We start from the raw sequence: 12,930 nt of genomic DNA on the forward strand, positions 1-12,930 counted from the left end.
CCATACCACCGTCGCGCCATAGCGGCCAGGCGACGGAGAGCGTGCGGCCATGGCATGCGCCGCGCCGGCGCCGGGCCTCGCGATCCTCGGCGAAACCATCGAGGAAGGCGTTGGCCGCGCCGTAGTCGGCCTGCCCCGGATTGCCCAAGACGCCGGAGATCGACGAGAAGAGAACCAGGAAGTCGAGAGGCGCGGCCCCGAGGGCCCGGTCGAGAGCGACGAGGCCGCGCACTTTCGGCGCGAAGACCTCCTGCAACTGCGTCGCCGTCTTCTTCTTCAGCGCCTCGTCGCGCAACACGCCTGCGGCATGGAACACGCCGTCGAGGCGGCCATGCCGTGCGCGGATCCCCTCCACCAGCGCCTGCGCGGACTGCGCGTCGGAAAGGTCAGTCGCCGCATAGGACAACCTGCCTTCGGCATGCGCGGCGGCGCTCCGGCCGGCAAGCACCACCTTCGCATTCGGGGCTGAGGCAAGGATCGCCCGCGCAAGATGCCGACCGAGCCCGCCGGTCCCGCCGGTTATCAGATAGACGCCGTCGTCGCGCAGCGGCAGGGCGCTGCCGCCGATCTCTTTCCCATCCTCTTCCCATATCTCGGCGGCAAGGCCGTCCAGCCCGGCGCGGAAGCGGTCGAGCGGAAGATGGCTGGCCGCTCGCAGGAGGTGCGCGGCGACCGAGGCGGGATCGAGACCCGGCGCCAGCGCGATCAACTGGCCGGTCAGCCCGGACGGCTCGCGCGCGGCGCTGCGCAGCAAGCCGACGAGGCCGGACAGCGCCCCATGCCCCTCCGCGTCCGGCACCAGCACCTGCACGAGCGCGCCGCCTGTCTGTGCCTTCAGCACGTCGAGCAGATCGAGGGCCGCCGCCTCGAAGATTTCGGCAAGATCCTGTCCGCGTGCGCCCGCAAGCGGTCTGATCTCGGCGCCGGGGAGATGCCGGGCCAGTTCCTCGCGGTTGGCGGCCTCCGGCACGACGAGCACGAGGTGCCGGGCGGGCCGGCTTGCTCCGCCCTCCCCCTCGACGCTGCGCCAGATCGGCACGAAGCACGGGGTGTCCTGAGGCGGCGCCTCGACATAGCTGCGGGTCGCGAAACCGCGCAGGGCGACGCGCGCCGTGCCGGCATCGTCCAGCAGCAGCAGGTCCATGCGCCGGGTGCGGGGATCGCCGCCGGACGCGGGGCGTGTCTGGATATGCACCCAAAGGTCGGTGTCGAGCGGGCCGAAGATCTCGACCGCCTCGATGGCAAAGGGGAGCGCCGCGCCCTTCGGCGCCGTGCCATCTTCCTCCATGACGAGGCCGATGGCGGCCTGGAAGGCCCCGTCCATCAGGCTCGGATGCAGGGTGAAGGCCGAGGCGGTGCCTGCCACCGCGTCCGGCAGGCAGAGATGGCCCAGCGCCGAGCGCTCACCGTTCGCGTCGCGCCCAAGGCCAAGCGACAGGATCGCCTTGTGCCCCGGCCCATAGGCAAGACCCATGGCGCCGAAGGCGGCATAGACCCGCTCCGCCGGGATCATGCGCGGATGCGCCAGCCTCAAGGCAGCCAGATCGGACGCGGCCGGGGCTTGAGACACACCATCGGCCACCAGCATCTGCGCATGCAGGCGCGGATCCTCGCCGGCCGCAAGGCTCAGAACCTCGGCGCGGCGGGAACCATCGGCGGCCCCGGTGAAGACCACCCGCACCCGCACGGGTTTCTCGACGGCAAGCGGGCTCATCCAGACGACCTGGCGCAGGAGCGGCTGCCCAATCCCTGCCTCCACGGCCGCCGCCCGCACCAGCTCCAGATAGGCGACGCCGGGCAGGACCGCCCGCCCGCCGATCCGGTGGTCGGCGAGGAAGAACTCGTGCCCCGTCAGGTCGATCTCGAACGTGTCGGCGCCGGCCGGTTGCGGCGACAGGCCGGGCGCGACAGCCGCCGGCGTGACTTCCAGCGGCAGCCAGTAGCGCTTGCGCTGGAACGGATAGGAGGGAAGCGCCAGCCGCCGGCGCGGCATGCCCGCATGCAACTGCTGCCAGTCGACGCCGGCGCCGCCGACCCAGGCACGGGCGACGTCGAGCGGATCGCGGCCGGCAGGATCGAGTGCCGGCTCTTCGGCGCGCCGGCCGCGCGGAACGGAGCCGCGAAGCGCGTCGCCGCCCTCCCCCGCCAGCACGGCATCGATCTGGCTGAGAAGGTCGTCGGCATCGCGCGCAACAAAAGCGATCCGTTCGCGCATCGCGTCGCGCCCGACTTGCAGCGTCCAGGCAAGGTCGCCGAGATCAGCGCCGGCCACATGCGGCCGCAGGCGGCGGATGACATCGGCCAGCGCGTCCGGCGTGCGGGCCGACAGCGGCACGATCATCGGAGACGAGACGGGCGCCGGCACAGGCTGCGGCCCGCGATATTCCTCGATCACCATGTGGACATTGGCGCCGCCCGCGCCGAAGGAGCTGAGCCCGGCGCGGCGGGGTTGCTCGACGCCTTCGACGACGGGGCGGTCCCAGCTTCGCGCGGCCTGCAACAGGTAGAAGGGACTTCCCTCCAGTTCCAGCAGCGGGTTGGGTTCCTCGCAATGAAGGCTCCGGAACAGGGTCCCGGCGCGCATGGCGAGCAGCACCTTGATCAGCCCGGCAACGCCCGCCGCCGTTTCCGCATGACCGATATTCGACTTGACCGAGCCGAGCCCGATATGCGGCACGGCCGGCGCGGGGAGACCCTTCTCGCGGTAGAGCTCGGCAAAGGCGGTCTTCAGCCCCTCAACCTCGACCGGATCGCCGAGCGGGGTGCCCGTGCCGTGGCACTCGATCAGGCTGACGCTGCGCGGGTCGATGCCGGCGAGGCGATACGCCTCCGCCACCAGACGGGCCTGGGCCTTCGGGTTCGGCGCGGTCAGCGAGGTTGCCCCGCCGCCGTGATGCTCGACGGAAGCGCGGATGACGCCGAGGATCGGGTCGCCGTCGCGCTCGGCAGCGTCGAGCCGCTTCAAGAGCACCGCGCCGACGCCGTCGGCGCGGGCATAGCCGTTGGCGGCGGCCGAGAAGGTCTTGCAGCGCCCGTCGGGCGTGATCATCCCGACCTGCGAGAACATGATATGCTGCATCGGCGACAGCATCAGGTTCGAGCCGCCGGCGATCGCCATCTCGCAGCCTTCATGGCGGATGCTCATGATCGCGCGGTGGATCGCGACGAGCGAGCTGGAGCACGCCGTGTCGATGACCGAGCTCGGTCCGTGAATGTCGAGCAGGAAGGACAGCCGGTTGGGACAGAAGGCGTGACCGAGGCCGGTGAGCTGCTGGGCATCCATGATGCCGGCCCGGTTCACCATGTCGGTGTAGTCGAGCAGGTTGATGCCGAGGAACAGCCCGACCTTGCGCCCGGAAAGCGAGCCAGGTGCATGCCCGGCCTTCTCGATCAGGCTCCAGACGCATTCCATGAACAGCCGGTGCTGCGGGTCCATCAGCTCGGCTTCGCGCGGCGAGATGTTGAAGAAAGCGGCGTCGAACAGGTCGTGCCCCGGCGTGAAGCCGCCATATTTGACGTCGGTGAAAGGTCCCTTCTTCGGATCGCCGTGGACCACGCGCCAGTCCCAGCGGTTCGCCGGCACTTCCTCGATGCAGTCGTCGCCGGCCGCCAGATGCGCGGCGAAGGTCTCGAGGTCCGGGCTCTGCGGAAAGCGCCCCTCCATCGAGATCACCGCGATGGGGACCTGCTCGCCGGTCGCGGCCGCGGCCGACAGAGGCTGCGGGGCGGGACGCGCCGCTGCGCCGGAGCGTGCGGTTCCCCCCCCCGTTGCGAAGGCGCGGTGACGGGCGAGCCATGCCTCCGGCACGTCGGCGGCCTCATCGGTGGCGGTCGGCGGAAGCGATTGTGCCGGGGCAATAGTCGGAGCGGCCTTCGCCGGCGCCGGCTCAGGGGCGCGGGCAGCGTAGGCGGCCTCTACCGCCTTGCCGTAGCGGGCGAGGAGGATCGCCGCGAGATCGTCGAGATGCTTCGCCTCGAAGAAGGTCGTCGGCGCGACGGTGATCGCGAAGTGCCGCGAGATGCGCGCCATCACCTCGGTGATCGCGATGGAATCGATGCCGAGATTGGCAAGGTTCTCCGTCGGGTCGAGCTTGTCCTGCGGGATGCGCAGCGCCTCGGACGCCAGCCGGTGAACGTCCTCGGCGAGCCGGACGGCAAGCGTTGCCGATGCGGACGGCGCGCCCACGTCCTCAGGCTCCGGCCGGCGCGAGGCGGCGCGCGCGCGGGCCCGCTCGACCAGTTCCTGGTCGAGCTGCCGCGCCATGCGCGCCTTCAGATCCTCGGGCCGCCGGTCGTCGGTCATGGCGCCAGCGTCTCCACCAGTTCCCGGCCCGGCGCCGGATCGCCCTCCGCCAGCATGTCGCGATAGCGGCGCATATGGGCGAGCAGCTTCCACAGATCCGCCTCCCACCGGTGGCGGTAGCTGTCGATGAAATAGCCCTGCCCGAGATCCGGCTGGTCGGTCTTCTTCGCTGCCAGGAAGCGCTCGAGCCCGGCGCTGCGGGCGAAGAGAGCGCGGGCATAGTTGCGCACGAAGAGTCCTTGCGTCTTCAACCCGTCGCCGAGGCCGCCGGCGGCATTGATGAAGCCCATGAAGAGCAGGCTGTCATGATTGCGCGGGGTCGAGTGCAGGAAGAGGTCCGGAATCTCGCCCTTCCACTCCAGCAGGCCCCGGTCGAGGAAAGGAAAGTCGCGGCTGTAGCCGGTGGCATAGAGGATCGTGTCGAATCCGCCAGAGCTGCCGTCGGCGAAGGTGACCGTGTTGCCGTCCAGCGCGACAAGGTCGCCCTTCGGCATGATGTCGCCATGGCCGATGTGATAGAGGATCAGCGAATTCATCACCGGATGGGCCGCATCCAGCGGATAGTCCGGGCGCGGCAAGCCGTAATCGGCGCCGTCATAGCCGGCGAAGCGGAACACTTCCTCGATATAGGCCAGCGTTTCCTCGCGGGTGGCGAACTTGTTGCCGAGTTCCATCATCCATTGCGGGGTCGGCTTCCCGTTGATGAATTTCGGCTGGTAGTAGTAGCCGCGGCGGGTGCTGTGATGCACGCAAGCGGCCGTGCGCACCGCATCGACGGCGATGTCGCAGCCGGAATTGCCGCCCCCGACGACCAGAACGCGCCGGTCCTTGAACTGCTCGGCGCTCTTGTAGTCGCGGGCATGCAGCACCTCGCCGGTGAAGGTTCCGAGCCCGCTCGTGTCGGGGAAGCGCGGCACCCGCTGCAATCCGTTGCAGACGATCACCAGGGGATAGGTCTGGGAATGCCCGGCGGCGGAGCGAAGGCGCCAGCCGCCCGCCTGCGGCTCCAACCGCTCGACGGCGGCATTGAAGCGCGTGCGCTCATAGACGCCATGCGCGCGGGCATAGTCGCGGATATAGGCCAGCATCTGGCGATGGTTGGGATAGGCCGGATAGTCCTCCGGCATCGGGAAATCCGGCACCTGAGTGTTGAATTTCGGCGAGATCAGGTGAAGCGAGGCATAGGCGCGCCCGCAAGGTGCGTCCGCGTTCCACACGCCGCCGAGATCGGCCTCGGCCTCATAGAGATCGACGGCGAACCCGTCCTCAATCAGCTCGCGCGCGACGCCGATGCCGGTCGGGCCGCCGCCGATGATCGCGATCTTGTCACTCATCGCGCCGCCTCCCTGACAAGACCGATCCGGCTGCCGCCGGCCTCCGGCGATCCCAGCCGCACGTCCCGCATCACCATGCACGCATTGCCCTGTTCGTCGTAAAGGGAAAGAACCAGCGGGAGGCTGTTGCCGCCCTCCACATGAAGCACGGCCCGCTCGCCGGCACTCGCCCAGGCGAACATGCTCTCGATGGCGGCGGGTGCCGAAAGAGCGCTCGCCACCGCTTCGGCGAGATGACCGCCGAGCCGGAAGGCCAGCAGCCGCCAGGCCGCATCCAGCCATGCCGGATCGAACAGCATGGCGCCCGCCGAGCCCGTCTCGCCGCGCGGACGGCGAAGCTCTGCGACAAGGCGATCCCCGACGAGGCTCACCCTGCCGACACTCGCGGCCTCGGGCACTGCCGGTCCCGAATGGATGGCGCAGCGCTCGGCGAAGGCGCGATAGGCCTCGCCAAGGTCTGTGCCGGCAGCGGGCGCGAGCCGTTCCGCCCTAGCCGGCCGTGGCGGAAGCTCATCCTCTGCGACCGCCGCACCGAAATGCCAGGGCGCGGCTTCCTCGCCGTCCGCCACGACACGATAGAGCAGCCCCTGCCCGTCGTCGCCGACCACGACCGTCAGATGCCTCGGGTGGCCGTTGACGGCAAGCGGTGCCCCCCACAGCAGATGCCGCAGCCCGTGGACCGGGCTGCCACCGGTACGCTCCAGCGCCCCGCGCGCCAGCTCGGGCAAGAAGAGACCGAGAACCAGCCGCCGGTCGGCGGACAGATGGCTGGTGAGATAGGGTTCATCGCCCGTGAGCGAGACGGAAAAGCGAGCGATCTCGCCACGCGCCGCGGCGCCGTCCAGCAGCGGATGGGTTTGCAGCGCGGGCGGCACGACGGTTGCCGGCGGTGCCGCCTCGGCACTCTCGCCCGGCTCGACCCAATAGCGCTCGCGGGCAAAGGGATAGCCCGGCAGGCGCAGGCGGGCTTGCGGCGGCAGCACCGACCAGTCGACGGCAAGCCCCTTGGCCCAGAGTTCGCCGACGCGCGACAGGCGGTCCCTGTCGCCGGAAGCGAGCCAGCGTGCGACAAGCGCCCTCGCCTCCGCGTCCGCCTCGAACGGTGCGGTCGCCGAGCGGTCGCCTTCGGAGACATGCACCCCGGCGAGCGGATGCCCCGCCGCGACCGAGGCGAGCGCACGCAACAGGTCCTCGCGGCCGGCGAAGGCAAAGGCGAGCCTGCTGGCGAAGGCCGTGCGCCCGACCTGCAGCGTCTGCGCCAGCGCGCCGAGATTGAGGCCCGGCGTCGCCGCAACGAAGCGCTCAAGACCGGCGGCATAGTCCTGCAAGCGCTCGCGGTCCCGCGCCGACAGGACCAGCAGCCAGGGGCCGGACGACGCCGGCAGCCTCGCCGGGGCCGGCGCCTCTTCGAGCACCAGATGCGCATTGGTGCCGCTGAAGCCGTACGAACTGACGGCGGCGCGGCGCGGCGCACTGCCTTTCGCAGGCCACGGCTCCGCCGCATGGGTCAGCGCGAAGGGCGTGCCCTTCAGCGAGATATGCGGGTTCAGACTGTCGAAGTTCACCACCGGCGGCCGTTCGGCCTGCTCCAGGGCGAGCATCGCCTTCAGCGCACCGGCAACACCGGCGGAGGCGAGACAATGGCCGATATTGCTCTTCACCGAACCGATCCGGCAGTCCGCGTCCGCCGGCACGCCGTGGAAGGCGTCGCGCAGGCCCTCGATCTCGATGGGATCGCCGAGCGGGGTGCCGGTGCCGTGGCATTCGACGAGGCCGATCGTCGCCGGATCGATGCCGAAACGGGCCTGCACGGAGCGCATCAGCGCGGTCTGGGCCTGCGGGTTGGGCGCGGTGATGCCGTTGGTGCGGCCGTCCTGATTGGTGCCCCAGCCGCGAAGGACCGCGCGGATCGGGTCGCCGTCGCGCAAGGCGTCGTCCAGCCGCTTCAGCAGCACGGCGCCGACGCCCTCGCCCGGCACGAAGCCGTTGGCGCGGGCATCGAAGGTGAAGCAGCGGCCGTCCTTCGACAGCATCGCAACCTTGGACGTGTCGATGAACATCTTCGGGCCAATGAGAACGCAGGCACCACCCGCCAGTGCCATGTCGCAGGTGCCGGCAGCGAGGCTCTCGCAGGCCTCGGCAATCGCCACCAGCGAGCTGGAACAGGCCGTGTCGATCGACAGGCTCGGGCCGCGCAGGTCGAGCAGGTAGGACATGCGCGCGGCGAGGATCGAGCCGGAGCTGCCGAGCAGACTGTAGGCGTTGCGCTCCTCGATCAGGTCTTCGTAGCCGCTCGGGCCGGAGGAGACATAGATGCCGCAGTTCTGACCGCCCAAGGCCTGCGGATCGATGGCCGCATCCTCGATCGCGTGCCAGGCGACCTGCAGGAACAGACGCTGCTGCGGGTCCATCAGCTCCGCCTCGCGCGGAGTGATGCCGAAGAAGCGGGCGTCGAACAGGTCGACCCCGTCGAGGGCGCCCATCCACTTGCAATAGGACGAGCCGGGATGCGCCGGGTCGGGATGATAGAAGCGCGCGACATCCCAGCGGGAGGGCGGCACCTCCTCGATGCAGTCGCGCCCCTCGCGGATGTTGCGCCAGAGGGCATCAAGATCGCCGGCCTTGGGGAAGATGCCGGACGCGCCGATGATCGCAACGGCGGGCGGCTCGTCGGACTTCGGAGCTGGTGCAGCGACGGCGGCAGCGGCTGGCGCGGGCGGCGGCGGAGCCGCGCTCTGGGTGACGGCCGGAGTGGCGGCCGGGGTGGCGAGCGGGGCGGGAGCTTTGACCGGGGCCAGGTCCGCCACATGGCGGGTCAGCGCCCCGATGGTCGGATGCGCATAGACCGCGGTTGCCGGCAGATCGATGCCGAACAGCGCGTTCAGCTTGCGGATCCAGGTGACCGCGAGGATCGAGTCGAGACCGAGCTCCAGGAACCCGGCGTCGTCGCGGATCTCGCCCACGTCGATCATCAGGTCCTCGGCGAGCGAGGCGACAAGCCGCTCGCGGATCCCTGGCTGATGCGCGTCGGCCCCGCCCGTTGCGGGCGGCGGGGCGACCTCGACAACCGGTGCTGCCGGCGCAGGCACGGGCTGCGGAACCGCCGAGGACGGAACGAGCGTCGCGACATGATCGGCCAGCGCACCGACCGTCGGGTGCGCGTAGACGGCGGTCGCCGGCAGTTCGATCCTGAACAGCGCGTTGAGCTTGCGGATCCAGGTGACGGCGAGGATCGAGTCGAGACCGAGGTCCAGGAACCCAGCCGCGTCGCGGATTTCGTCTGCGTCGATCATCAGATCCTCGGCGAGCGAGGCGACAAGCCGCTCGCGGATAGTCGGCCGCAGGTCCGCACGCCCGGCGGAGGGGATCGTCGCTCGCGGCGGCGGCACGTCGCCGAACTTCTCCGCGATGCGGGCGCGGACGCGGGCATTGCCGATGAAGGTCGTCTGATGCATGGCGAATTCGCGCTCCAGCACCTCGTCGAGATGCCGGGCGACGGTGGCCGCCCCTTCCGCCTTCGCCGCAATCAGCTCCGCCTTCGGCTGGCGGGCCAGCGCATGCGCCCGCGCCAGCGCCTCGTCCAGCACCCGCGCGGCCGGCAGCACATCGAGATGCGGCGCCCGGCCGGCCAGCTCGCGGCCGCGATACTCGCGCGCGCTGAACAGCACTTCCCGGCCGAGATCGTCACCCAGCCGGTGCGGGAAGATCAGCGTCGCGCCTGCGCCCGGCGTGAAGCCGTACCAGAGATAATTGCTGTGATAGAGCCCTTCGGTCGCGAAGATCGCCGCGTCGCAATAGAGCCCGAGCGACCAGCCGGCGCCGATGCCGTGCCCCTGCATGGCGGCGATCACCGGCAGCGGACAGGCGAGCGGCAGGCTGTAGATGCGCCGGTCGGTGAAGCGCGCTTCGCCGGCCTGCAACTCGGTCAGGCCCTCGGACGTCCCGCCGCAGGCGAAGTAACCGTCGTGACCGGTGAGGACGACGATCTTTGCCTCCGGCATCGCGGCAATGGCGGCAAAGGCCTCCTCAATCCCGTCCATGAAGGCGGTGGTGAAGGTGTTGCGCCCTGCCCGCTCCAGCATGCGCAGCAGCACGACGCCGTCCGGGAAGGCCTCCAGTTCCATCACGGAGGTCGCCAGCGGCACCCGGCGCGAAGACATCGCAGGCGTGCCCGAGGGTCCCGCATCGCGCATGAGCTGCCGCAGGCGGTCTCGCTCCGGCGATCCCGTGAGCCCGACGCCGACAAGCTGAGGCATGGCCTTGCGCATATGCGCCTTCAGCAGCACCAGCGCCTCGCGCGGCGCCTCGGCGATGGAGGCAGCGAGCTCTGTCGCGGTGGTTTCGACGCGGTTCGCGGCAACGGGTTCCACTCCCATCTCGATCCGGCGCGCGGCGAGTTGCCAGGGCAGCCCCTCCGGCAGGACCGGCACGGACGAGATGGCCGCGCCCTCGGCACGGACGACGAAGTCGGCCAGCAGGGCGGACGCCGCACCGTCTCCCGCGACCGGGGCGTCAATGACGGCGACCACCGGCAGCGGGCAGTCGAGCAGCGCGGTGGTGAGCGTGCCGCCGGTAGCTGCGCCCGAGGAACTCCAGCCCTCACCGCCCTGGACGACGACAACGCGGAGCGTCGCGTCCCCTCCCGCCTCGCGCAAGGCACGCTCCAGCTCGCGGCGTATCGCCTCGCTCCAGCGCCCCGTCAGCTCCAGTTGGCGCACGCCGTCCTGATCGCCGGCAAGGCGCACGCCGCCCGTCTCCTGCAGAGGCTGCGCCGCAGGGGAAACAATGGCGACCTCCAGCGGCGCAAGCACCACCGGAACCCTGTCCCTTGCGCTCACGGCATAGGGGCCGGCGAGCGCCGCCGGATCGGCAAGGCGAATGGGCAGAGCCGGTTCGGCAGAGGCAACAGGCGCGGGGTGCGGCTCGATGCGAGGGGTTTCGGCCGCCACGGCCCGGGATACCGATTGCCGGGCAGCGTCCTTCGGCGCCTCGGTCACCCAATAGGATTTTCCGGCAAGCGGCGAGGCCGGCAGCGGCACCCGGCGGCGGCCGGCGCCGAACAGCCCCGCCCCATCGATCTTAGCGCCCTTGACCCAGGCGCCGGCAAGCTGCTGCAGCCCGTCGCGCCAGGCTTGCGGATCCGCGCCTTGCGAGGCTGCAAGGGCACCGACGATCCGGCGGCAGTCGGCCGCAAGCGCTGCAGTGCCGCTCTCGTTCGCCGGCGATGCCGCTGCGCGGTGGACACCCTCCGCGGTTTCGCCGCGCAGCCATGCGCGGAGCTTCGTGGCAAGATCGCGAGTCCCATCGGCAACGATGGCGAGCCGCTCGGCCATGGGACGCCGACCGACGAGCAGCGTATGGGCGATGTCGGCCGTCTCGCTGTCGGCTGCCGTTTCCAGATGCTCCGCCATGCGTTCGGCGAGCTGGCGCAGCAGCGCCTCGTTGCGCGCGGAAAAGACGAAGAGGAACGACGGCAGGTCGCTTGCCGCCTGTGGCTGCTCGGGGGCTTCCTGCAAGACCGCATGCGCGTTTGTGCCGCCGAAGCCGAAGGAGCTGACCGCTACCCGGCGGGGGATTCCGTCCTGCGCGGGGAAGCCAAGCGGCTCGCCATTGATCCGGAACGGGCTTTGCGAGAAATCGATGCCAGGGTTGCCGCCGCCGAAATGCAGCACCGGCGGCACCATGGCGTGCTTCAGGCTCCACACCGCCTTGATGAGGCCGGCAATGCCGGCGGCCGTCGTGGCGTGACCGATATTCGCCTTGACCGAGCCGAGCAGCTTTTCGCCCGCCTGCCCGCCCCCATACACACGGGCAAGCGCCGCATGCTCGATCGGATCCCCGAGCGGGGTGCCGGTGCCGTGCGCCTCGACCACGGCAATGCTCGCCGGATCGATGCCGAAACGCTCATAGACCTCGCGCATCAGGCGCTCCTGCGACAGCGCGCTCGGGGCGGTGATGCCGTTGGTGGTGCCGTCCTGATTGGTACCGCTGCCCAGGATGACGCCATGCACCGTGTCGCCGTCGGCCAAGGCCTTCGACAGCGGCTTGAGCAGCACGGCGGCCACCGCCTCACCCGGGACGATGCCGTCTGCGCCCGCCCCGAACGGGGCGCAGCGGCCGCTCGGCGACAGCATGTTGGCCTGATTGGCATAGAGGAAGAAGCGCGGCGAGCTCTGGACGAAGACGCCACCGGCGAGCGCCATGTCGCATTCGCCTTCGCGCAGGCTGCGGCAGGCCATGTGGACGGCGACCAGCGAGCTGGAACAGGCGGTGTCGACCGCAATCGCCGGCCCCTTGAGGTCCAGCCAGTAGGAGAGCCGCGAGGGGATCAGCGACGTGGTGTTGCCCCAGAACGCCTGGCCCGGCGGCTGCTCGCGGAACAGTTCCTGATAGTCGCCATGGGCGCAGCCGACGAAGACGCCGCAGCGCGCGCCGACGATATCGGGGCCCGCGTGGCCGGCATGCTCCAGCGTCTTCCAGGCTTCCTCCAGGAACAGCCGCTGCTGCGGGTCCATCCAGGTCGCTTCGAGCCCGGAAATGCCGAAGAACACCGCATCGAAGCGGTCGACGCCCTCGATGAAGCTGCCGTGCCGGCCGTAGCTGCCCTCCGGCACATCCCGGTAATTCGGCGCAAGATCGAAGCGGGTGACGGGGCCAACGAGATCGTCGCCCGCCATCAGGTGCTGCCAGAACTCTTCGACGGTCTGCGACCCGGCGAAGCGTCCGCTGGCGCCGATAATGGCAATGGGCTCGGCGGCGCTTTCCGCCGAGCGTGCCGGAACAGGAGCAGGAGCCGGAGCAGGTGCTGGCGCGGCGAGCGGCATGGTCGGCGCGGCATCCGTGCTGTCCAGCGCGGCCAGCGCGTCGGCATGCTCCCGGCGCAGGAAGGTTTCCAACTGGCCGACGCTGGCGAAATCGAACAGGCGTGTCTGGTCGAACGGGATGCCGAGCGCCTTGCGCAGGCGATGGGCGAATTCCGCGCCAAGGATCGAGTCGAGACCGTAATCGGCGAAGCTGCGCGTCGTGTCGATGCTCTCGGGCGCGACGTTCAGCGTCGTCGCGACGAGCCTCAGCAACAGGCCGCGCAGGTCGTGGCTGGCCTCGCTTGCCGCCGCCTGCGGGCGGGATGCCGGAACTGGGGCGGCAGCCGGCCGTTCCGCAGGCGCCGCAGCCTGCTCGGCCATACCTGTGGCACGCCCGGCAAAGAGCTGCTGGCCGAGGCGTCGTTCGGCCTCTCCCGAACCGGCGATCCAGTCAAAGCCCGCCTCGCGCAGGGCTTGCGCCCAGCTTTCG

3 protein-coding genes (2 of these 3 cut by a window edge) are annotated in these 12,930 nt (G+C 70.3%); all 3 read right to left on the reverse strand.

Annotation, left to right across the window (positions count from 1 at the left end; all coding sequences use genetic code 11):
• Tightly spaced (each overlapping or abutting the next), the 3 genes in view from TSB10GB4_RS15155 to TSB10GB4_RS15165 form a layout consistent with a single transcriptional unit that may run on beyond the window.
• Positions 1-4,303, reverse strand: partial view of a non-ribosomal peptide synthetase gene (locus TSB10GB4_RS15155; protein ID WP_186396393.1) — the 5' end (the start) only. The gene continues 15,977 nt to the left of window position 1, outside the view; 4,303 of the gene's 20,280 nt are visible here — the first part of the coding sequence; its start codon is at positions 4,301-4,303; the stop codon falls past the left edge of the window.
• A complete protein-coding gene (locus TSB10GB4_RS15160; RefSeq protein ID WP_186396394.1) occupies positions 4,300-5,637 on the reverse strand; it encodes an NAD(P)/FAD-dependent oxidoreductase in 1,338 nt (445 codons plus the stop codon). The genes TSB10GB4_RS15155 and TSB10GB4_RS15160 overlap by 4 nt, the downstream gene beginning before the upstream one ends.
• Positions 5,634-12,930: the final stretch of an SDR family NAD(P)-dependent oxidoreductase gene (locus TSB10GB4_RS15165; protein WP_186396395.1), read on the reverse strand. 13,376 nt of this gene lie beyond the right edge of the window; the window shows 7,297 of its 20,673 coding nt (coding positions 13,377-20,673); its start codon lies beyond the right edge, outside the window; the stop codon is at positions 5,634-5,636. The genes TSB10GB4_RS15160 and TSB10GB4_RS15165 overlap by 4 nt, the downstream gene beginning before the upstream one ends.

This window comes from Stappia sp. TSB10GB4 (assembly GCF_900185745.1).
Taxonomy (GTDB): domain Bacteria; phylum Pseudomonadota; class Alphaproteobacteria; order Rhizobiales; family Stappiaceae; genus Stappia.